Source organism: Slackia heliotrinireducens DSM 20476, from assembly GCF_000023885.1.
Lineage (GTDB): Bacteria > Actinomycetota > Coriobacteriia > Coriobacteriales > Eggerthellaceae > Slackia > Slackia heliotrinireducens.
Map to the genome: position 1 here is coordinate 2,992,918 of NC_013165.1, position 22,181 is coordinate 3,015,098.

General features: G+C 61.4%; 19 protein-coding genes and 1 tRNA gene. 16 read left to right on the forward strand and 4 right to left on the reverse strand.

Annotated features, from left to right (window positions below; translation table 11 throughout):
- Nucleotides 1-80: 80 nt before the first annotated feature.
- Together pknB and SHEL_RS13335 are read left to right on the forward strand one after the other, a co-directional pair.
- On the forward strand, nucleotides 81-2,171 hold the full coding sequence (gene pknB, locus SHEL_RS13330; protein WP_012799803.1) for a Stk1 family PASTA domain-containing Ser/Thr kinase: 2,091 nt from the start codon (nucleotides 81-83) through the stop codon (nucleotides 2,169-2,171).
- A gap of 126 nt (nucleotides 2,172-2,297) precedes the next feature.
- Nucleotides 2,298-3,227, forward strand: a complete 930-nt coding sequence (locus SHEL_RS13335) for a DMT family transporter (RefSeq protein ID WP_012799804.1) — start codon at nucleotides 2,298-2,300, stop codon at nucleotides 3,225-3,227.
- Here SHEL_RS13335 and folB read toward each other — a convergent pair.
- Together folB and SHEL_RS13345 are read right to left on the reverse strand one after the other, a co-directional pair.
- Nucleotides 3,224-3,583, reverse strand: coding sequence for a dihydroneopterin aldolase (gene folB, locus SHEL_RS13340; RefSeq protein ID WP_012799805.1), 360 nt, complete (start codon nucleotides 3,581-3,583; stop codon nucleotides 3,224-3,226). The genes SHEL_RS13335 and folB overlap by 4 nt on opposite strands.
- 4 nt (nucleotides 3,584-3,587) lie before the next feature.
- A complete protein-coding gene (locus tag SHEL_RS13345; RefSeq protein ID WP_197720363.1) occupies nucleotides 3,588-4,133 on the reverse strand; it encodes an HD domain-containing protein in 546 nt (181 codons plus the stop codon).
- Nucleotides 4,134-4,568: 435 nt separating this feature from the next.
- Here SHEL_RS13345 and SHEL_RS13350 point away from each other — a divergent pair.
- Nucleotides 4,569-4,644: transfer RNA gene (locus SHEL_RS13350), tRNA-Arg, on the forward strand.
- 133 nt (nucleotides 4,645-4,777) lie between these two features.
- Here SHEL_RS13350 and SHEL_RS13355 read toward each other — a convergent pair.
- On the reverse strand, nucleotides 4,778-5,776 hold the full coding sequence (locus SHEL_RS13355; protein WP_012797493.1) for an IS1595 family transposase: 999 nt from the start codon (nucleotides 5,774-5,776) through the stop codon (nucleotides 4,778-4,780).
- Nucleotides 5,777-5,987: 211 nt separating this feature from the next.
- On the opposite strand from SHEL_RS13355, the gene SHEL_RS15500 reads away from it, so the two are divergent.
- From SHEL_RS15500 to SHEL_RS13405, 10 genes are all read left to right on the forward strand, one after another.
- Nucleotides 5,988-6,512: a zinc ribbon domain-containing protein gene (locus tag SHEL_RS15500; RefSeq protein WP_012799807.1), complete on the forward strand. Its 525-nt coding sequence runs from the start codon at nucleotides 5,988-5,990 to the stop codon at nucleotides 6,510-6,512.
- Nucleotides 6,513-7,004: 492 nt separating this feature from the next.
- Nucleotides 7,005-7,943 carry an ABC transporter substrate-binding protein gene (locus SHEL_RS13365; RefSeq protein WP_012799808.1) on the forward strand — a complete coding sequence of 313 codons (939 nt, stop codon included), beginning with the start codon at nucleotides 7,005-7,007 and terminating at the stop codon, nucleotides 7,941-7,943.
- A 54-nt stretch (nucleotides 7,944-7,997) separates the two neighbouring features.
- A complete protein-coding gene (locus tag SHEL_RS13370; RefSeq protein WP_041422603.1) occupies nucleotides 7,998-8,738 on the forward strand; it encodes an ABC transporter permease in 741 nt (246 codons plus the stop codon).
- Nucleotides 8,735-9,451, forward strand: coding sequence for an ABC transporter ATP-binding protein (locus tag SHEL_RS13375; RefSeq protein WP_012799810.1), 717 nt, complete (start codon nucleotides 8,735-8,737; stop codon nucleotides 9,449-9,451). Before SHEL_RS13370 ends, SHEL_RS13375 begins: the two co-directional genes overlap by 4 nt.
- Nucleotides 9,452-9,907: 456 nt before the next feature.
- Complete coding sequence (locus tag SHEL_RS13380; protein WP_050749673.1) at nucleotides 9,908-11,074, forward strand: pyridoxal phosphate-dependent aminotransferase; 1,167 nt, start codon at nucleotides 9,908-9,910, stop codon at nucleotides 11,072-11,074.
- 15 nt (nucleotides 11,075-11,089) lie between these two features.
- Nucleotides 11,090-11,875: an ABC transporter ATP-binding protein gene (locus SHEL_RS13385; protein WP_012799812.1), complete on the forward strand. Its 786-nt coding sequence runs from the start codon at nucleotides 11,090-11,092 to the stop codon at nucleotides 11,873-11,875.
- Between the two features lie 57 nt (nucleotides 11,876-11,932).
- Nucleotides 11,933-13,063, forward strand: a complete 1,131-nt coding sequence (locus tag SHEL_RS13390; protein WP_012799813.1) for an ABC transporter substrate-binding protein — start codon at nucleotides 11,933-11,935, stop codon at nucleotides 13,061-13,063.
- A 6-nt stretch (nucleotides 13,064-13,069) separates the two neighbouring features.
- Nucleotides 13,070-13,831: an ABC transporter permease gene (locus SHEL_RS13395; RefSeq protein WP_012799814.1), complete on the forward strand. Its 762-nt coding sequence runs from the start codon at nucleotides 13,070-13,072 to the stop codon at nucleotides 13,829-13,831.
- 12 nt (nucleotides 13,832-13,843) lie between these two features.
- Entirely contained in the window at nucleotides 13,844-14,935 is a 1,092-nt protein-coding gene (locus tag SHEL_RS13400; protein ID WP_012799815.1) for an iron-containing alcohol dehydrogenase family protein, read from the forward strand.
- Between the two features lie 21 nt (nucleotides 14,936-14,956).
- Complete coding sequence (locus SHEL_RS13405; RefSeq protein ID WP_012799816.1) at nucleotides 14,957-16,180, forward strand: trans-sulfuration enzyme family protein; 1,224 nt, start codon at nucleotides 14,957-14,959, stop codon at nucleotides 16,178-16,180.
- 196 nt (nucleotides 16,181-16,376) lie between these two features.
- On the opposite strand, the gene SHEL_RS13410 is transcribed toward SHEL_RS13405, so the two are convergent.
- The gene (locus SHEL_RS13410; protein WP_012799817.1) at nucleotides 16,377-17,261 is read right to left on the reverse strand and encodes a LysR family transcriptional regulator; all 885 of its coding nucleotides are present in this window, start codon (nucleotides 17,259-17,261) and stop codon (nucleotides 16,377-16,379) included.
- Between the two features lie 359 nt (nucleotides 17,262-17,620).
- Here SHEL_RS13410 and SHEL_RS13415 point away from each other — a divergent pair, with 359 nt between their 5' ends.
- From SHEL_RS13415 to SHEL_RS13425, 3 genes are all read left to right on the forward strand, one after another.
- Nucleotides 17,621-18,430: a tyrosine-protein phosphatase gene (locus SHEL_RS13415; RefSeq protein ID WP_012799818.1), complete on the forward strand. Its 810-nt coding sequence runs from the start codon at nucleotides 17,621-17,623 to the stop codon at nucleotides 18,428-18,430.
- A gap of 224 nt (nucleotides 18,431-18,654) precedes the next feature.
- Nucleotides 18,655-21,537: a molybdopterin-dependent oxidoreductase gene (locus SHEL_RS13420; protein WP_012799819.1), complete on the forward strand. Its 2,883-nt coding sequence runs from the start codon at nucleotides 18,655-18,657 to the stop codon at nucleotides 21,535-21,537.
- A 16-nt stretch (nucleotides 21,538-21,553) separates the two neighbouring features.
- The gene (locus SHEL_RS13425) at nucleotides 21,554-22,135 is read left to right on the forward strand and encodes a 4Fe-4S dicluster domain-containing protein (RefSeq protein ID WP_012799820.1); all 582 of its coding nucleotides are present in this window, start codon (nucleotides 21,554-21,556) and stop codon (nucleotides 22,133-22,135) included.
- Nucleotides 22,136-22,181: the final 46 nt, after the last annotated feature.

Genomic DNA, 22,181 nt, shown 5'->3' on the forward strand with positions numbered 1-22,181 from the left:
TACCCGAGGATTCGCCTCGGTTGCTTTGATAGATTACATCCCCGCTTGCGGGATGCCGACGTATACGAAGGAAGTGCACCGTGATAGGTAGAGTGTTCAGCGATCGCTATGAGATTACCGAGCGCATCGGTATCGGAGGCATGGCCGAAGTCTACAAGGCCCAGGACCAGGCGCTCCGTCGAGTCGTGGCCGTCAAGGTCATGCTGCCGCAGTACGCCGCCGACAAGGAATTCACCGAGCGCTTCCGTCTGGAGGCCGCGGCGGCCGCACAGCTGTCCAGCCCCTACATCGTTAACATCTACGACTGGGGCCAGGATTCCGGCACGTACTACATCGTTATGGAATACGTCCGCGGCATCGATCTGAAGAGCGCCATCCAGCAGCGTGGCGCCATCAACCAGCGCAAGGTCGCCGAAATCGGCAGCCAGGTGTGTCAGGCCCTGTCCGTCGCACACGGCCAGGACATCGTGCACCGTGACATCAAGCCGCAGAACATCATGGTCCAGCCCGACGGCAACGTGAAGGTGATGGACTTCGGCATCGCCCGCGCGAAGAACAGCGTGAAGGCCCGCACCTCCAACGTGCTGGGCACGGCGCACTACATTTCCCCGGAACAGGCCCAGGGCAAAGAGCTCACGGGCACGTCCGACATCTATTCGTTGGGCTGCGTGCTGTACGAAGCCGCCACGGGGCATCTGCCCTTCGACGGCGAAGAGGCCGTCAACGTGGCGTTGAAGCAGGTCCAGGAGCCGCCCGTTCCGCCTTCGCAGGTGAACCCCAACATCGACGCCGACCTTGAGGGCATCATCCTGAAGGCTATGGAGAAGAACCCGTTCAACCGCTTCCAGACCGCACAGGAGATGAAGCGCGCGTTGGACGATTACCTGCGCGGACGCGCCGTCAACCTGGGCGCGGGCGCCGCAACCACCACGATCATGGGCAACAACGCCCAAACCCAGGTCATGGGTGCGAACGACTACGGCTACAACAACTTCGCCGGCGGCACCGAGGTCATGACCCCCATCGAGGGCACGAGCAAGACCGCCGTACGCGACTTCCGCGTCGACGACTCCGCCCAGAAGAAGAACCGCAGCCGCCGCATTGCGGTGGGCATCACCACGGCGGTGCTGCTTGCGGTCATCGCGGCGATCGCCGCATGGGCACTGTTCTTCAACCAAGACGACGGCCTCGCTAAGGTTCCCGAGCTGTCCGACCTGACCCAGGCTCAAGCAGAGGCCGCCATCGAGAAGGCCGGCTTCGAACTGGGCGACGTGGAGGAAGTGTACGATGCCGACACGGTTGCCGGACACGTCTGCGGACAGGACCCGGAGGCCGGAACCGAAGCCGAGAAGGGCACGAAAATCAACATCACGCTTTCCTTGGGTGTGGAGAAGGGTCAGATACCCAATTTGAAGGGCCTGTCTGCGGATGAGGCCCAGGACGCCATCGAGAAGGCCGGTTTTGTAGCCAAGTTCGGCGGCAACGAAAACTCCGACGACGTGGAACAGGACAAGGTCTGCCGCCAGGATCCCGAACCGGGCACCGAAGCGGACGCCGGCACCACCATCACGTACTGGATCTCCTCCGGCGTCGAGAGCGTTTCTGTTCCTGACGTGCGCGGATATCCCGAAAGGGACGCCATCGCCACCCTTGAGGGCGCCGGTTTCGTGGTCGAATCCCAGGCCGGCGACTACAGCGAAGCCTACGACGAGGGCACGGTCATGAGCCAAAGCCCCAACGGAGGCAAGCTTGAAAAGGGCGAAACCGTCACCATCTACATCTCCCAGGGCGTCGATCCGTCCACCCTGTCGAAGGATGTTCCCGACGTATCCGGCATGTCCGAAAGCGCGGCCATCAGCGCGCTCAACAACTACGGCTTCCAGAACGTGAGTTCGGAGTACCGCAACTCCACCGAAGTGCCCGAAGGCAACGTCATCGGCCAGAACGTGTATTCCGCCACGGCCGATTCGCAGATCGTCATCTATGTGTCCATCGGCCCGGCCGCCTCCACTCCGGACGACGGCGGCAACAACGGTAACAACGGCAATAACGGCGACAATGGAGGAAACAACGGCGGCAACGGGGATAACGGCGGCAACTCCGAAACCCCGAACACCGACGACCAGAACACGAATCCCAACGAGAACCTGTCCACGGATCCCAACCTCTAGCGACATCGGCAGCCGTCCGTAATCCGGCACGCCACTTCGCTGGCATTCGATACAACTTATCGGGGCAGCAGTCCGACCGGTTCGGATTGCTGCCCCGACGTTTCGCAAGAGAGGATGCGAACCGCCATGAACGCCAACAAAGAAAGGCATCTGCACCTGCCCGTCTGGGTATACAAGGGCATGCTTCTGCTTGCCGCCGCCGTCTGGGGCCTGGGCACCGTCGTGCTGAAAGACACGGTGGACGCGCTGCCGCCGCTATGGCTCATCGCCGTGCGCTTCGTGTTGGCGGGCATCATCCTGGGTGCGGTGTGCTACCCACGCATGCGCGACCACCTGGACCGCGACACGCTTCTGGCCGGTGCCTTCCTGGGCGTGTTTGTCGGCGTGAGCTACGGGCTTAACACCATCGGCCTGCTGTACACCACCGCTGCGAAAAGCACGGTGCTCACATCCGCTTACTGCGTCATGGTGCCGTTCGTGGCCTGGGCCGCCTCGAAGATCAAACCCAGCCTGTTCAACTTAGTGGCTGCCGCGCTCTGCCTGAGCGGCGTCGGGTTCGTGTCGCTGCAGGGCAGTACCGAAGGCCTGTTCACCATCGGGCTCGGCGAAAGCATCACGCTGCTTGCCGCGGTGTTCTTCGCGCTGCAGATCGCCTACATGGCCAAGCTGGGAGACGGACGGGACGCCATGGTGCTTACGGTCGTCCAGTTCCTGGTCGGAGGCGGGCTATGCGCCGTCGGCGGCCTTCTGTTCGAAGGACCCCTGCCTCTGGAGGCCTTTTCCGACCCTGCCGTCGTGCGGAACCTGGCCTACCTGATCGTCGTTGCTTCCTGCCTGGCGCTGTCGCTGCAGAACGTCGGCCTGGCGCACGTATCCCCCGCCCCCGCGGCGCTGTTTTTGGCGTCCGAGAGCCTGTTCGGCGTTATATTCAGCATTCTGTTTTTGGGCGAGGCCGTATCTGCCAACGTGATCGTCGGCTTCGTGCTCATCACGAGCAGCATCGTCATCAGCGAGACGTTCCCCTACCTGCGTTCACGTTCCGCCGATAATCGCTAGCGGGCACGCTCCACGGTAACCGAAACGCACCCGAAGGGCAGCGGGATGGGTGCGCGGGGCTTCTTCACGGTCAGACGCAGGCTGTCCACTTTGTCGAATCGCTCCAGGATTCCAGCCGCCAGGTGTTCGGCCACGGCTTCGATCAGGTCGAAGGTCACGGCGTGCATCTCGTCGTTGATGTAGGCGCACACCTCGGCGTAGTTCACGGCGTCGTCCAAGTTGTCGCTTTTGCCGGGGGCGCTCAGGTCCATGCGCAGCTCCACGTCAACGTAGAACGTCTGGCCCTGTTCCCGTTCTTCGGGCAACACCCCGTGATGGGCGAACACTTCCAAGTCGTTGATGCATACACAATCCATGGCGTTAAATCCTCACGTTCATGTTCTTCTTCTCATCGGGCCACGAGCACGTGCCCCTGGCATCGCAGTCGAAGCACAGGCGCGACGCCTTATCGGCCGCATACAGAATGCGACCCAGTTCGGAGGAAGACCTGTCGTAGCGGCGATGCTCCCGAACCGCATGCACGATCTGCTCCTTCTCCTGATCCGTGAACCCGTCGATATCCGAAAGAATCTGGCGCGCGATGCCTTCGCCCACCACCTCATGGGGATCGCCGCATTCGTACTGCGCCGCCTTGCCGATGTCGTGCAGCAGCGCCGTGGCGTAAATCAGCTCTTTGGAATAGGGAAGCCCCTGCTCCAGCACCATGATGTAGGCGATGCGCGCCGCGCCGATAAGGTGGTCGGCGCCGTGGCGGCAGTATTCCCGGTCGGTTTCGCAGTCTTTCAGACGGGCATACCACTTGCAGTAGAGCGGATGTGTCCGGATGGCCTCCACCTCAGGCATGACCGCAAAGGGGCGCAGCTCAGTGGCCTCGGTGGGATGATATGTCAGTTCTTTGTCGTCCATGGCTGCATATTATAGGACGAAATGCCGCAGGAGTCCCATTGTTTGCGCCGTATATGTGACAACCGCCCGAACATTTGCTGCCACGCGTACGTTCAGAAAAGCCCCGGATGGTCGCTATAAAACAGGAAACCTGCCAGAACCGCACAATAACAGCAAGAGAGAGGAATGCGCCGCCAGCGGCCCCAGCAGGCAGAGGAACTATACCACTTCATGGCCAGTCTGCATTGCGCTGCCAGATTTCAACACAATAATATCCATGCTGTGCATATTATTGATTATTTATACAACTATTCTGCATATTGGCGATTCACTACCTTGCAAATACCGATATGGACGGCCCTTTCTTCCCCATGTGCATGCCACCAGACGTCAGCCCCGATGCATGTCTTGCGAAATACTGCCCAATTCTTTTCAGTAATGCTAGAATAGCCGCATGCCTCCGTAGCTCAGGGGATAGAGCACCGCTCTCCTAAAGCGGGTGTCGACGGTTCGAATCCGCCCGGGGGCACCATGAAGCGCCAGGTCGACCGCTCATATTGCGGTCGACTTTTGTTTTCTGGAACGCACATGACGTTCCGACCCGTCGGATGCTGAACCAACATGTTCCTATCGTCGGGAACTGTTACAATAACTATACCCTACAGTCAACCAACGTAGGCGTGACCGCGCTTGCGCGAGCTGCGGAAAGTGGCGTCGGCCATGAACAAATGGCGGAGCACCCTTTCCACTTTGGGCCATTTCTCCTCGGCCCGCTTGACCCTGAACAGGTACGCGTACCAGTTCAGATATGACTGCAGGTTCTTGACGTCCATGCCGACGTAGCCGTGCAGGTAGCGCCTGATCCAGGAGCACAGGTTGTTCACCATCGCCATCTTCTCGAGGTACTCCGGGTCCTTCGTGTCGGCCTTGTAGGGCCGGTCGACGCCCTTCACGGCCTTCACCAGCGACTTGTGGGACTTCTCCATGTCGTGGAAGATCTCGGAGCCCTCGGCGATGCTGGCCTGCAGCGCGTCCTTGATGCGCCTGGCCGAGGGCTTGCCGTGGCCGCAGCGCACGGCGACCACGTTCTTGTGGACGTCGATCGCGACCGCTATGCAGACCTTGTCCTTGCTCAGGCCCCTCTTCGGCCTCCAGCCCGGGCCTCCCTTCAGGTCGGAGTCCGTGACGTACATCTCGTCTATCCAGACCTTGTCCCGCAGGACGATGCGGTCCTGGTAGCCGTCTATCGTGCTCATGACCCGGTGGCGCCACTCCCAGGCCGTCTGGTGCGACATCCCGCAGAGCTCCGCCGCAGCGTCGAGCTGCACGTTGTAGCACATGAGGCGGATGAAGAGGACCCATGCGGACAGGGGCTTCTTCGAGGATTCGAATATCGTGCCGGCCAACGACGTGTACTTGCGACCGCAGTCGCGGCATTCCCAGAACCTGCGGCCGGCACCCGTGCGGCCTCGGCCGACGGTCTCGCCGGAACCGCATCTCGGGCACGGGGGCCGGGGCCTCCACTCGTCGGCAGCCTCGTCGTAATCTCCGACGCCGACGGACTCGCGGCACCTTCTCGTCTCGACGGCCTCTTGCAAGAGCGCGAAATCGCCCTCATCGAGGGCGTTGACCCGCTTCGCGAACGGGTTCGTACGGGTGGACATGGCGGTATCCCATCCGCCCAGGCGCCCATCCGATCGGGATCGTCGCCAAACAATGGACCGGATGGGCACCTGGGCTGATCATTGTTTGGCTCCGCCATTATAGCCTTTTGCACAGCACGGCGGCCGACTGCTCGGGAGTGCCTAGCATGCCTACGTTGGTTGACTGTAGGATAACTATATTTGTCCGACAAACCAAAAGGAGTGATGCACTATGTTCTGCCCGCAATGCGGAACCGAAAACCCCGATGGAACCGCCTTCTGCGCCAACTGCGGAACGACCCTCGGTGCAGCCGCTGCGCCTACGAGCGCCCCAACCCCCGAGCCGGTTGCGGCACCCGTGAACGCTGCGTACGACCCTCAGCAGCAGCAGCAATATCAGCAGCAATATCAGCAGCAGCAGTACCAGCAGTATCAGCCGGCCAACGTCTACACCGGCCCCATCGAGGGTGACGCCAACAAGCGCGCCTTCGCCGCCAGCCTCTATTGGAACAGTCTCATCGGCGTCATCATCGCTGTCGTTACCGGCAACATGACCGACCCCTTCATCAAATTCCATGTGAACCAGATCGTCGTCCTGCTGATTTCCTACGTCGTCTGCGGCATCCTGTCCATCATCCTCATCGGCTTGATCGCGATGATCTTCGTGTTCGTCTGCCAGATCCTGGGCACCGTCGCTGCGTATCACGGCGAGATGAAGGAGATGCCGCTCCTCGGCAAGCTCCACATCATCAAGTAGCACCACACTGCGCATTCACGCACCAATCGAAACGCCCGACGTCCTTGCAACGACGTCGGGCGTTTCTGTTTTTTGGTGCGTTGGCTTCGGCATCCACACGCAGGCACCGCCATCGCCCCGCCGTGCAACGAAAAACCAATCTCGGGAGCACTTGAGGGGATAATCTGCCGCGAAAGCCTCCAAATCGCTTGCTTTCGGCTTAATCCATCAAATGTTACACCACAGATTTACTTGATTTGTGGTGTAACTCTTGGCGAGACTTGATACGAAGCCTCGTCGAACGCTGTCGGGTTGCAGATTATCGCCCTAAGTGCACAGAAAACGGAGGCGTCGTTGCACGAGCTGGGAGATTAGGAAATGTTTGGCCGTGGGTTCTGGCGCTTTGGTATATGTTCCCTGTTATGTATTGAGGAATATACTTGGAATCACGAGGCGTGATGAGGGTCAGACGCTTCATACAAACTAGAGGGAAAATCGAGGGGAGAATCCACGATGAAGAAACTGCTTTCATCTAAGCTTCTGCTTGCTACCGTATTCGCAGCAGCGCTTGCACTGTGCATGGTAGCTTGTTCCGGTGGTTCCGGCACCGCAAACAGCGATGCCGAATCCACCGACACGGCCGCAACGGAAGAAGCCGCCACGGAAGAAACGACCGAGGAAGGAACCGCGCCTGCCGCGCCTGAGAACCCGGTCATCCGCGTCTCCACCACCACGTCGGTCAACGACTCCGGCCTGCTGCCGTACCTGCAGCCCTACTTCGAAGAGGATACGGGCTATCAGCTGGAGGTCACTTCCGCCGGTACCGGTGCCGCCATCAAGAAGGGCGAGACGGGCGACGCCGACGTGCTATTGGTCCATGCCAAGGCGAGCGAAGAAGAGTTCGTCGAGGCTGGCTTCGGCGTCGAGCGCGTTTCGTTCATGTACAACTACTTCGTGATCGTCGGCCCCGCCGATGATCCAGCAGGCGTCGCCGACTGCGCAACGGCCGCCGACGCATTCGCTGCTATCGCCGATTCCCAGTCCGCATTCGTCTCCCGCGGCGACGATTCCGGCACGAACAAGAAGGAACTCCAGATTTGGGAAGCCGCTGGCATCAACCCTGACGGGCAAGAGTGGTACATCAACGCCGGTAGCGGCATGGGCGCAACGCTGACCCAGGCCAACGAGCGCCAGGCTTACACCCTCTCCGACAAGGGCACCTTCCTGTCCAACGACGCTAGCGAATCCCTGCAGATTCTGCTGGGTGAATCCGATGACATGAAGAACACCTACACGATGATCGCCATCAGCCCCGAAGCCTGGCCCGACACCAACATCGACGGCGCCAATGCCTTCATCGAGTGGATGACCAGCGACAAGGCTCTCCAGCTCATCGCCGAATACGGCACCGAAGAGTACGGCGAGCCTCTGTTCTACATCCTCGAGTCGTAAATCGGATACTCCGCGGCCGGCTGGTCACGACCTTGCCGGCCGCAGTTCTTGATTATGAACGAACTCATTCAGGCATTCAGCTTGGTGCTCACGCCGGGCAGCGAGTTGTCGCAAATCGTCCTTCTGACCCTTCGGATGTCCGTCTTCTCGACGGTCATCTCGACTGCGATAGGCGTCCCGCTCGGCGTATGCATCGGGCTGTACCGTTTTCCTGGGAAACGGCTCGTCATGCGCATACTCAACACACTCATGGGATTGCCGCCGGTATTGGCGGGTCTCATCGTGTTCTTCATCCTGTCGCGCTCTGGCCCGCTGGGCACGCTCAAGCTTCTGTACAGTTTGACAGCCATGGTCATCGCCCAGGTGGTGCTTATCACGCCCATCGTTTGCGGCCTTTCCGCCACTGCCATCTCCGGCGTGGCGCCTCTCGTGCACGAAACCGCCCACGGCATGGGGCTCTCGCGCCACCACGAATTGCTGTGCCTGCTGTACGAATGCCGCTCCCAACTGTTCTCCATCCTGTTTGTAGCCTTCGGTCGTTCCATCGGCGAAGTGGGCGCGGTCATGCTCGTCGGCGGTAATGTGCAGTACAAGACCCGCGTCATGACTACCGCCATCATGCTTGAAACGAACATGGGGCACTTCGAATACGCCGTCGCTCTGGGCATCGTGCTGCTCGTCGTGTCATTCGTCGTCAACTCCGTGGCCCTGACGCTGCAGGAGCGCACAGGCACCACCAAGGTTCAAGGCGCCTGGAGCACATCCCGTGGCGGGAAGCTGGGAGGCAAAGCATGACGTCCGCTCGCTTCACCATCAACATAGCAGGCCTGACCAAGGCCTACGGAGAACGCACCGTGCTCGATGTCGATTCCCTCACGTTGGAATCCGGACATTCCTACGCCCTGGTCGGCCCCAACGGCAGCGGCAAATCCACCCTCATCAAGGTGCTGTCCGGCGTTGAGCCCATGACCGCAGGGCGCGTTGACGTGGGCGGCTCGGCAACCCGCGAAGACCTGGCTGTCGGTTACATGCCCCAGCGCAGCTACGCGTTCGGCTTCTCGGTGTTCCGCAACGTAGCCATGGCGCTCCACGACTCCGGCAAGCCCCGCGACGAAATCAACCGTCGGGTGCGTGAAGCCCTCGAGGCGGTGGGCATGGCCGACATGGCCGACAGCCGCGGCTCTGGTTTGTCTGGCGGCGAGGCGCAGCGCGTTGCGTTGGCCCGCATGCTTGTGCAGGATCTCGACGTGTTGCTGCTTGATGAGCCCACGGCATCGATGGACATCGCCGGCACCACATTGGTCGAAGGCGCGCTGGCCGCCTATCGCCGTCGAACGGGATGCCTCATGCTGACCGCCACCCATGCGCCCTCGCAGGCGCGCCGCATTTCCGACAGAGCCGTCATGCTCGCCGAAGGCCGCATAGTTGAGTTCGGCGACACCGCAACGGCACTTTCCTATCCCACAAGCAAAGCCGGGCAGGAATTCCTCTCATACTGGGCCGTATAGCAGTAAAACCGCGCTCTTCAAGACGCCATCCGGCGGCGATATGCAGCGCACAATGCCGATTCGCAGGCCCAAAAACCACCGTAATTTAATCATTAGTACTGATAATAGCTATTATAATTCTGAATAATAAAAGCCTTCATATGGGACACGTGTCTCATAAAGTGCCGATTCATAGAATTTGTTACTAGAAATCGTCGTGTCTATACGCGAATCGCTTTATTTTGCAGCATCTCAACAATCATGTTTATGCTATACTACCCGCCGCACGGCCCATCTGCACATAGGCCGTGCGCACGAAGGCAAACATGCCCGATGGTATGGGTCCCGTTCTTCTGATTCCGAACGGACCGCCTGTTTAGCATATCTACGCTCACGTTCTGCATGCGAGCGCATCCTCTGCAACATACGAATACAGCTGTTTATTGACGCGGGAGGCATCCTTTGATTTCGCGTTTCATGCAGTCGCGAATGGCCCCGTCGCCGATCCGCGAAGCTTATGAGCGTGCTGAGCGCCTAAAAACCGAATACGGAGCTTCCGAAGTTTTCGATTTCAGCATCGGAAACCCGACGGCACCCTGCCCCCAGGGTGTAGCGCAAGCATTGTCTGCGACGCTGGAATCCAGCGGCCCCGCCATCCACGGCTACATGCAGGACTGCGGGTACCTCGAGGTGCGTCAAGCGGTCGCCGACTCCTTGAACAGGCGTTTCGGCAGCAGCTTCGGCCCTGAGCACATCGTGATGACCGCAGGTGCGGCCTGTGCGCTCAACGTGCTCATGCGCGCGGTGATCGACCCCGGCGACGAACTGGTGGTCTTTGCGCCTTACTACGCAGCCTATCGTACGTTCGCAGACAACTGGGGCATCAAACTGGTCACGGTCCCTTATGACGAACGGACCATGTTCCCCAACCTGGACGCCTTCGAAGCTGCCCTGACCCCCGCCACCCGCATGGTGCTGGTCAACACGCCCCACAACCCCACCGGCCTGGTGTATCCCGACGACGTGGCCGAAGGCATTGTGGACGTGCTCAAGCGCCGGAAGCAGGAAACGGGCCAGGACATCCTGCTTGTGTCCGACGAACCCTATCGTGAGCTGGCTTTCGACGGAACGAAAGCCCCCTGGTGGCCGGCGCTGTACGAGAACACCGTGGTCGTGTACTCCTGGAGCAAGTCGGCCTCGATTGCAGGCGAGCGCATCGGATACGCAGCCCTGCCGCCCACTATGGAAGGCGTCGACGAACTGTGCCATTGCATACGCCGCGGCATCGGCGAGCTCGGTTTCGTGAACGCGTCAGCTACCGCCCAGCGCATGGCAATGGCCTGCGTGGACCAGACGGTTGACGTCTCCTATTACGACGTCAACCGCAAGGCCCTTTACGAAGGGTTGCTGGACTGCGGCTTCTCCCCCATTAAGGGCAACGGCGCGTTCTACCTGCTGCTGCCCGCACCCGACGGAGATGAAGAACGCTTCCTCGAGAACCTGGCGGCCCACCGCATCGTGGCCGTAGGGGGCTCGGCGTTCGAATGTCCCGGCTACGTGCGCCTCTCATATTGCATTTCCAACACAGCCATCAAGGCATCGCTGCCCCGGTTCGCCGAGGTCGCACGCCTGTATTTCGGATAAAGAAGGGAACGCTCAGTGAACGATATCGTTGTCGAAGACCTCTCATTCGCCTACGAAGGCACCGACAGGCTCATCCTGAACGGCATTAACATGAAGATCAACCGCGGTGACTTCGTCTGCCTGCTGGGACAATCCGGCTGCGGCAAGTCGACGTTCCTGCGTCTGCTCGCTGGCTTGGAGAAAGCCACCACGGGCAGCATCAAGATGGACGGCCAGGAAATCACCGGCGCCGACCTGGACCGCAGCGTCGTGTTCCAGGACTACGGCCTGTTCCCTTGGATGACCGCCGGCGACAACATCCTGCTCGCCCTGCGCCAGCGCTACCCCAAGCGCAAGAAGTCCGAACTGCAGAAAATCGCCCTTGATGTGCTGCAGGACGTCGGTTTGAAGCCGGATGTCTATAAGAAGTATCCCAAGGAGCTTTCCGGCGGCATGCAGCAGCGCTGCGCCATCGCCCGCTCGTTCAGCATCGACCCGTCGGTCATGTTGATGGACGAACCCTTCGGCGCCCTGGACGCGGTCACCCGCGCCAAGCTGCAGGACATGCTGCTAAACCTGTGGAGCCACGAAGACCAGCACAAGACGGTGTTCTTCGTCACCCACGACGTGGAGGAGGCCCTGCTGCTGGCCACGCGCATCTTCGTGTTCGGTCAGTCGCCCAGCAAGATCATCTTCGAGCACAGCGTCAAACCCGAGGAGCGCCCCACCCGCGCGAACCTCTACACCAGCGAACCCGTCGCCAAACTGCGCGAAGCGCTGATCGCCAACATCAACCAGGACGTCATGTCCCATATCGAATAACCGTGTACATCGGGCACCATGCCCGTGGAATCCTTAGAGAAAAGGAAGGGAATCATCATGAAGAAGAACATGAGCCGCCGCAACTTCGTTGGAGTCGGTGCCGTCGCCGCTGCTAGCCTTATGCTGCCCGGCTGCGCCAGCGACGGTGGCGACACCACCGAACAGGCCGCAGAAGAAACGGCCACCGAAGCCACGACCGAAGAGGCCGCCTCTGAGGAGCCCAAGCCTCTGACCAAGATCCGCATGGCCTACGGCGGCGCCGGCCACATCACCACCGAGGTCGCCATGGACCAGGGCTACCTGGCCGAGGAAGGCGTCGAGGTCGAGTTCGTCCAGTTCGAGAACAACGTCGACTGCTTCGCCGGCGTCTTCTCCGACAAGGTCGACGTTCTGGCCAGCCAGGGCACCAACATGCCGCTGCAGCAGATCGGCTCCGGCAACGAGCTGGTCATCTTCGGCCGCTACATGATGCAGGGCTGCATGCCCATCGTCGCCAAGACCGGTACCAAGTGGAACGGCCCCGAGGATCTTCTCGGCAAAACCCTGGCCTCTTCCGGCAACGAATATGCCGTCATGGGTCCGCTGCTGGATGCCGGCCATGATCCGCTGAACGAGATCAACCTCATGGTTCTGAACAACCATGCCGACCGCCTGGAAGCCGTCCGCGCCGGTGAGGCCGACTACGCCATCGTCGGCACCTCCCAGAACTACAACGTCAGCCAGATGGACGACCTGGAGGTCATGGCCTACGAGAGCGACGTCACCCCGAACTACTCCTGCTGCGTCGCCGACTGCAGCGCCGAGTTCCTGGCCAACAACCGCGACGCCCTGAAGGGTCTGCTGCGTGCTTGGCTGCGCGCCCTGTCCTTCTACAACCGCAACAAGGACTACTGCATCGAGCTGAACGCCAAGAACGTGAACTCCCCGAAGGAGTACATCGAGATCTTCGCCAACAACGACCACTACAAGATGATGGTCGACCCGGGCCGCTCCGTTGTCGATCGCGCCTGGAACTGGATGGGCGAGCTGGGCTTCCTGGACGAGGGCTGGGAGAACATCAACCTGGACGACCACATCGACATCTCCCTGTACGAAGAGGCACTGGAAGAAGTTACCGCAGCTCACGGCGACGAGGACCCCGAGTTCTACGAGCAGTGCGCCAAGGACTTCGCTGAACTCAACGCATAAACAACCATGAAGAAGACTACGAATTTCATCAAGCAGTACTGGATCACGGCGGTTCTCTTCGTCGTTCTGGCGGCCCTGTACACGCATGCCACCAACGTCGGCGCCCTTGACCCTGTGCTGTTCCCCACGGTCGAAAAAATCGGCAACGCCATTACCGGCAACATTGACCTGCTAGCACCGAACTTCGTCTCATCCATGGCGATCCTCATCCCGTCGCTGATCATCGGTTGCCTCGTGGCACTAGGACTGGGCATTCCCATGGGTCTGTACGGCCGCTTCAGGAAGACGATCTATCCGCTGATCTACGCGATCAGCGTTATTCCCGCCATCCTGCTTTCGCCGTTCGCCCTGCACATGATGCCCAGCTTCTTCTCGGCATCGATTTTCTTGATCGTGTACGGATCCATTTGGGCTACGTTGTTCTCCACCGTCAACGGCATCATGACCATTGACAAGCGGTATTTCGACAACGCCGACACATTGAAACTGACCGGATTCAAGCGCCTGATCCACGTAATTCTGCCGGCGGCCATGCCGTCGATCATGTCGGGCATGGTCACTTCGCTGCGTGGCGCGTTCCTCATGCTGTGCTTCGCCGAAATGTACGGCTCCCAGTACGGCATGGGCTACTTCGTCAAGCGCAACGCCGACATGGGCCTGTTCGACAACATGTGGGCAGGCTTCATCTTCATGACCATCGTCCTGGTGATCATCATGCAGCTGTTCGAGCAGTTCAAGAACTACGTCTTGCGCTGGACCATCGATTAAGCAGGATTTTTAATGAGTGGTGAATTCGTAGACAAGGCTTACAAAATGGGTGCGGGCCGCTACCTGCAGGAGAAAGGGGTCATTACCCTCCTAGGCTCCGAAGTGCTTCTGCTGGGTTCGAAAGCCTTCGTGCTTGGCGGCCCGTGCTCGTATCCTCTTGTTCGCGATGCGGTGGAGAGTTCTTTCTCCGCCGCATCGGCGGCTTTCGAGGCAGTCACCCACGAGGCCCCGGCCACGCGGGATGACGCCCGAAGGCTGGCCGACCAGGCACTGGCCTGCGGCTGCGACGTGATTGTGGGCATCGGCGGCGGACGCATGATGGACGTCGCCAAAACCGTGTCCTGCAGCGCAGGGCTGCCCCTGATCGAAGTGCCCACAAGCATCGCGACCTGCGCGGCGTACACGCCGCTTTCGGTCATGTACGATGCCCAGGGCAAAGCCGACGGAGTCTGGCGCTTCACTCGCGAAGTGGACGCCGTCATCGTCGACATGGACATCATGGCGAACCAGCCGCCTCGGCTGATCGCCGCCGGCGTGCTTGACGCCATGGCCAAGATGCCCGAAATCAGCAACGGCGGCACCGGGCTTACCTGCGACAACTCGCGGGTGGATCGTTTCGCCGCATACCAATACGCCTGCATCAACTACGACCTGCTGCACCGTTACGGCACGCAGGCCTGCCAGGATGCGGCCAACGGCCAGGTGACCGAGGCGCTTGAGCGCATCACCTTCGCGAACATGGCCCTGACCGGCATCGTGAGCGCGTTGACGCGAGGCTTCCATCAAACCGCCTTGGCGCATCGCTTCTACGACGGGATGCGCACGTTCTTCGGCCAAGACTCCAAACCGTGGCTGCACGGTGAGCTAGTGGCCATCGGGCTGATCATGCAGTGCACCTTCAACGGTGCGCCCGATCAAGCCCAAGAGCTGCGGGAATTCATGCGCTCGATGGACATGCCATGCTCCCTTGCGGACATCGGGTTCAGCGGCGACGACCCGCGAACCGCCCAGGTCCGCGACTACGTGGCGCATACTGAGTTCGTAGACGACAGTCCGGAATGCCAGGAGCGTTTCGCACAGTCGTTTGCCAAGATCATTTCCTAGTTTTACGAAAGAAGACCAACCATGAATACAATCGATTGGAGCACCGTGGGATTCTCCACGCTGGCAGTGCACGGCGGCCAGGATCCCGACCCCGCCCACGGCTCCCTCGCTACCCCTATTTACCAGACGTCCACGTTCTGCTTCGACACCCGCGAAGACGGTACCGCCATCTTCCTGGGTGAGAAGCCCGGCTTCGCATACTCCCGCGGCGGCAATCCCACCGTACGCGCGCTGGAGACCAAGATCGCCCTGCTCGAAGGCGGCGAGGAATGCATCGCCACCGCTTCCGGCATGGGCGCCATCAGCTCCGTCCTGCTGACGCTTCTGTCCTCCGGCGACCATGTGGTCATGGGCAACTGCGTGTACGGCTGCACCAACGTGGTCATCCAGGAGGTGCTGCCCAAGTTCGGTATCACGATGACGGCCGTCGACACCAACGACCTCGCCGCCGTTGAAGCCGCCATCCAGGACAACACGAAGATTCTCTACTTCGAAACCGTCAGCAACCCTATGACCCGCGTTGCCGACATCGAGGCCCTTTCCGCCCTGGCGAAGGCCCACGGCGTCAAGGTGATCGTGGACTCCACCTTCGCCCCCACCCCGCTGGTCCGCCCGCTCGCACTGGGTGCCGACATTGTGGTCCACAGCGCCACCAAGTACCTCAACGGCCACGGCGACGTGATTGCCGGCCTGATCGTGGGTAAGAAGGAAGACCTGGGCCCCATCAGGACCTACGGCTCCACCAAGGCCTGCGGCAGCACACTGAGCCCGCATGACGCATTCCTCGTCCTGCGCGGTCTGCAGACGCTGGGCCTGCGCATGGACCGCCATTGCAGCAACGCCATGAAGGTGGCGCAGTTCCTCGAGACCTGCCCCCAGATTCAGACCGTGCTGTACCCTGGCCTGGAGTCGCACCCCGACCACGACATCGCCGCCAAGCAGTTCAAGAAGGACATGTTCACGGGCATCCTCTCCTTCGAGATGAAGGACGGCATCAACGGCATGACCAGCCTTGAAGCCGGCACCCGCATGGTGAACGCCCTCACGATTCCGCACATCGCCGTGAGCTTGGGCGATCCTTCGTCGCTGGTGGAGCACCCCGCCACCATGACGCATCGCAACGTTCCGCCTCAGGAGCGCGTGCGCATGGGTATCTCCAACGGCCTCATCCGCTTCTCGGTGGGCTTGGAAGATCCCGAGGACCTCATCGCTGACCTGCAGCAGGCCCTGGCCACGCTGGACTAACGTTCCGTAAACCAATTCGCCTTTCCCGAATGGGACAAAGGGGGACAGTCCCCTTTGTCCCATTTTTGCGTCGGCGAGGACACTTCCCGACCTTGCCAGCCTGCCTCCGCCTCGCCGAAAAAGGGACAAAGGGCTACGTCCCCGTTGTCCCGCCTGAAAATGGGACAATGGGGACTGCCCCCTTTGTCCCAAGCGTCTAGCGCATCTCGTCGCACAGCTGCTGGAGCTCGACAAGGAACGCCTGGGCGGGCTTACTCGGCGTCACCTTGCGCCACACCACGCCCTGGGTCGATTCGATCATGGGCGACAGCGGCACAAACCGCAGGTCATCGGAGCGTTTCTCATCGAACAGCCCACCGTAGGTCATCATGGCGCCAAGCCCCTCGCGCACCAGGAACTTGCCCACGTGCGGCAGATTGTAGGTTGCGCTCACCACCAGGTCGTCGTAGCGGTCGCCCAGCCAGTCCTTCATGCGCGCCGAGCCCACGCCCTGCTGAGACATGATGATGGGCGTGGTCACGAACTCGACAGGACCCACGGCGTCCAGCTTGGCCAGGGGGCTGTCCCCGCGCACGATCAGGCCCCACTGGTCCTTGACCGGCAGTTTCAGAACATTCAGATTCACGTGCGGCCGCACTTCGCATTCCAGCAGGAAGTCGTAGCGACCCTTATTCAGGCCGTCCATCAAGTCGGCGCTGTTGCCCGCGCTCAGCTCGAACATGATGTTCGGGTATTCGCGCCGCGTGCGCTCCATGGCCTGGGCCAGCATGGCCACGAGCTTGGTCTCACCCACGCCGATGTGCACGGCGCCGGCCACGGTGTGCTCGGGCAGCGAAATCTCCTCTTCGCACTTCTCGGCCAGGCCCACGATGGATTCGGCGTAGCGGTACAGCACGTTGCCCTGCTCGGTCAGGCTGATCGTCTTGTGTCCGCGCGTGTACAGCTGCACGCCCAGCTCCTGCTCCAGCGTGGCAAGCTGGCGCGACAACGTGGGCTGCGTGACATGCAGCGCCTTGGCCGCGTTCGTGATGTTCCCCTCGCGCACTAACGCTATGAAGTATTTCAGCGTCCGAAGCTCCATGGATCCCCCCACCGTCGAGCCGTCCGGCCGACGGAATCGCGAAGGCTTCCCTGGCGACGGACACGTCTCGTCCGGCCTTCGGCCGGCGTTGCGCGCAGCTCCCATAACATCGCACCCTTCTCATATATGTGTTCAGCATGCGCCCTTGCGGCAGCACGGCCGCGCCATCCCCACAGCGCAACCATGCCTTTCACGCATACTTCCGAAGGCATCTTAATTGAAAGGCCTTCGGCAATGCAAGCGCCCGTCCGCCACAGGCGGCGGAATCAGCCTTCAAAACCGTGCGTATCCCCTGTTCACATAGGGCGCGTTCGCGCTATCATAGCGTCGGACATCACCCCCGTGCCAAGGAGGCGAGAATGGATACGAGCATGCATCATGGTCATGTCGGCGGCTTGCGCGACGAACTCAATTTCCGGGAGCTGGGGGGTTACCGCACGGCGGACGGACGCACCGTGAAGCACGGCGTCTTCTACCGCAGCGGAGCGTTGGGCGAAGCCACGCCCGAGGAGCTGGAACGCATTTCCGACCTGGGACTTCGCTTTGTTTTGGACCTGCGCTGCCAAGAGGAGGCCGACGAGCTGCCCGACCCCGTCATCTCCGGCGCCGAACAGATCCGCATCAGCGGCTGCATGGACGCCGACGACAACGAGGTGAACCTTTCGCCCAGTTCAATCTACAAATTGCTCGTGAACCCGCGCCGCAAGGACCCCGACCGGGAGGAAAGCATCGAGGCGGCCGTGGCCGAAATCTACTCGTCGCTGGCCTTCGACAGCGTGGCCTACCGTCGCCTGTTCGCCGAGATCGAATCGGCCAACGTGCCGCTGCTGTTCCACTGCACGGCTGGCAAGGACCGCACGGGCATCGCGGCCATGCTCATCCTGATGGCGCTGGGCGTGAGCGACCAGGACATGATCGACGACTTCGCGCTGACCAACGTGTACCGCCGCTCCCGCATCGAGGCGAAGCTGGCCGACAAGCCGCTGCTTTCCAAGGTGGACGTGGTGGAGAAGCTGATCCGGGCCTCCGAAGGGGTCCTTCCCCACTTCGGGGAACGGGTCCTGAGCGAAATCCGCCAGGAATACGGCTCTTACCAGGAGTTTCTGAATAAGGAACTCGGGCTAGACGAGGAGCGCCTGACCGCGCTGCGCGACCGCTATCTGGAGTAGCCGCACCCGAAACAACTCGATTCGACAACGGCCCGCACCTGCCATGCGGGCCGTTCTCATACACCCTGCTGCACACGCATGCTGCAAACCATGCCTTTCGCGCATAGTTAAGTAGTCATCATAGGCATTTCAACTTCAACAACCCCGCTTTTAAGATATGACCAGGGGGAATCAATAAGCGAGATTCCAAATCACAATCGAAAAGTGGGGGAGGTCGAGCAAGCATGTCCTTGATCGATAAGAGCTTGAAGCGCCGCGATTTTCTTACGCTGAGCGCCGGTGCCGCCGCCGCAACCGCATTGGGCTTGAGCGCCTGTTCGCCCAGCACAAGCGGCTCCGCGGACACCGCACCGGAAACCAGCGAGACGGCATCCGAACTGACGCCGCACGTGGTGGCGTCCGACACCGACATCATCGACGGCAAAGGCGAGTGGATGCCCATCCACTGCCACCAGAACTGCAACCAGATGTGCCTGAACATGGGCTACGTGGTGGACGGCGTGGTCGTTCGCCAGAAGACCGACGACTGGCACGAAGACAGCTTCGACATGCCGCAGCAGCGCGGCTGCCTGCGCGGACGTTCGCTTCGCCAGCAGGTGTACAACGCCGACCGCATCAAGTACCCCATGAAGCGCAAGAACTGGCAGCCTGGCGGCGGCGAGAACGCCCACGGCGAGCTGCGCGGTAAGGACGAATGGGAGCGCATCACCTGGGATGAGGCCCTGACCTACGTGACCGACGAGCTCAAGCGCGTGTACGACGAGTACGGCGAGACGGCCGTGGTCATCAACGGCTGGCGCTGGGCTCCCGCAACCGCCATGTTCCCGCACCTGGGCGGCGGCATCTACAACACCGAGACCGAATCCTTCGGCTGCTGGGCCTTCCAGACCGAGGCTCTGGGCATGTACAGCTGGGGCGACCATCCCGACATCATGATGGCTCCCGACAAATACGACCTGCCCAACGCCGACACCATCGTGCTGTACGGCTGCAACCCCGCATGGGCGACGCACTCCTCCATGTACTGGCTGAAGAACGCCAAGGACGCGGGCGTCGAGTTCGTGCAGGTTGGCCCCGACTACAACCAGACGGCCGCCACGCTGGGCAGCAAGTGGATCCGTGTGCGCCCCGGCACCGACACCGCGTTTTTGCTGGCCGTCATCTACGAGATGATCCGTCTGGACGAGGAGCAGGGCAACATCATCGACTGGGACTTCATCAACGAGAAGACCGTCGGCTTCACGCCCGAGACCATGCCCGAAGACGCCACCACCGAGGAGAATTTCCGCGATTACATCCTGGGCAAGTACGACGACACGCCGAAGACCCCCGAGTGGGCCACCGAGATCTGCGGCACGCCGGTGGAGGACATCACCTGGTATGCCCAGATGGCAGCCAAGGACAACAACGTCATCTTCCTTCACTCCTACGCTGCCAGCCGCTACCTAGGTGCTGAGAACCTGCCGCAGGCGTTCATGACCGTAGGCGCCCTGGGCGGCCACTACGGCAAAAGCGGCAACGGCTGCGCGGCCATCTACACCTGGGACGCCGGCGACTCCGGCTACCGACTGATTCAGCATGTCGGCGGCGACTACGGCTACGTCGACGCGCTGGCTGCGGCCCCGGCCAAGCCCAACATCCTGATCGAGGGCAACTCCTGGTGGTCCAGCCTGGCCGAAGGCAAGTACATTTCCACATCGGCTGGTCCCTACGACGCCGGCAGCTCGCCTGAGGACGACCCCACCAAGCTGCGCGCCAACACCCCGACCTACCACGAGGCCAAGGAGATGCCGGTCAACCCGCGCATCCTGTTCCAGACCTGCTCCAACTTCCTGCAGACCCGCGGAAACCTGAGCACCGGCATCCAGGTCATGCGCCAGGCCGACGCCTGCTTCAGCTTCGAAATCAAGATGTCGCTCACGGCCCAGTTCGCCGACATCATCATGCCGGTGACCACCCATTGGGAAGGCAACGACGACGAGACCTGGGGCGAGCTGTGCTGGCCCTCCGCGTTCGGCGACGGCAACGGCCAGAAGCAGCGCAAGGACGCTCTGTTGGCGTGGAAACCGCTGGTCAAGCCCATGTGGGAAGCCCGCGAGGAGAAGGCCGTCTGCCGCGAGATCATGGAGCGCATGGGCGCCGATCCCGATGCCGCATATCCCAAGAGCAACTACGACCAGTGGCTGGGCTACTTCCTTGGCATGCGCGTGCTGAACGAGGACGCCACCAAGTTCGAGCCCGTTATCACCTGGACCGAGGCCGATCAGGAGAAGTACCACTCCACCTATCCGGTTCAGGAAGGCAAGGTCGGTTTCGACGAGTTCATGGCCTACGGCAGCTACGTGGTGGAGCGTAAGGAAGGCGACGCCCGCAACTACGTAGGTTACCTGAACGACAAGCTGGGCATCGGCGAAGACGGCGAAACCGCCGTGGTGGCCGACACCGCCTGGCCGCGCCCGAGCCTGTCCGGCAAGCTGGAGATCTACTGCCAGTTCAAGGCCGACAACGTGAACCGCATCGGCCTGAACCCCGAGCCCATCAAGCCCTACGCGAACTACTTCGTCCCGCGCCGCGGCTATCAGGAAACCTTCGTCGACGGCAAGATCGGCGGCGAGAAGGCAGCCTACCCGCTGCAGGCCTACACCCCGCACTACATGCGCCGCGCCCACACCTGCTACGACAACATGGTGTGGACCCAGGAGGCCTTCCACAACCCGGTGTTCATGAACGCCCAGGACGCCGCCGACCGCGGCATCAAAGCCGGCGACACCGTGGTGTGCTTCAACGACTTCGGCAAGATGCTGCGCAAGGCCCAGCCGATGCAGGGCATGATGCCGGGCACCGTCGGCATCCCCCACGGCGTGCACAGCGTGTTCGACGAGTCCGGTGACGAGATCATCGACCGCGGCGGCTCCGAGCAGATGCTTTCCGACGGCACGCAGTCGAACTACTTCCCGCAGGTGGACGGCTACAACAGCCTGCTGATTGAAATCGCGAAGTACGACGGCCCCGAGCTGGAGGAAGACTACGAGCGCGGACCGTTCCTGGCGGCCGGCGTCGACGCCGACTCCGACGAGACCTACGTGACCGACGGCATCTACGCGTAACAAGGGAGAGATAACCATGAGCCTTGGATTCTATGTTGATATGACGCAGTGCATCGGGTGCCGCACGTGCCAGGTTGCCTGCAAAGACCGCATGAACCTGCAGAGCGCCGGCCCCCGCTGCCGCCGCGTGGACACCTTCGAATGTGGCGAGTACCCCGAGGTGGGCATGTTCACGAGCGTCATCTCGTGCAACCACTGCGAAAACCCCGCCTGCGTGGCGAACTGCCCGGTGGGCGCCATGTACAAGGACCCCGAAACCGGTCTGGTGCTGCATGACGACAACCTGTGCATCAAGTGCGAGACCTGCATGCGCAGCTGCCCCTACGGCGCTCCGCAGCACGACATGGTGGAGGACCTGATTATCAAGTGCGACACCTGCAAGGACCTGCGCGCCGCCGGCATGCAGCCCACCTGCGTGGCCGCCTGCCCCATGCGCGCCCTCGACTTCGGCGAGATGGACGACCTGCGCGCCAAGTACGGCGACGACCTGGTCAGCGAGCTGCCCTTCCTGCCCACAGCCGACACCACGACCCCGAACCTGCTGATCAAGCCCAGCGAGTCCGCCAAGAGCGAAACCTTCAACCCCGTCGTGATGTAAACCCCTCTTCGGCGGCGTCCGATGCGGCGCCGCCGGTCCCCTCCAT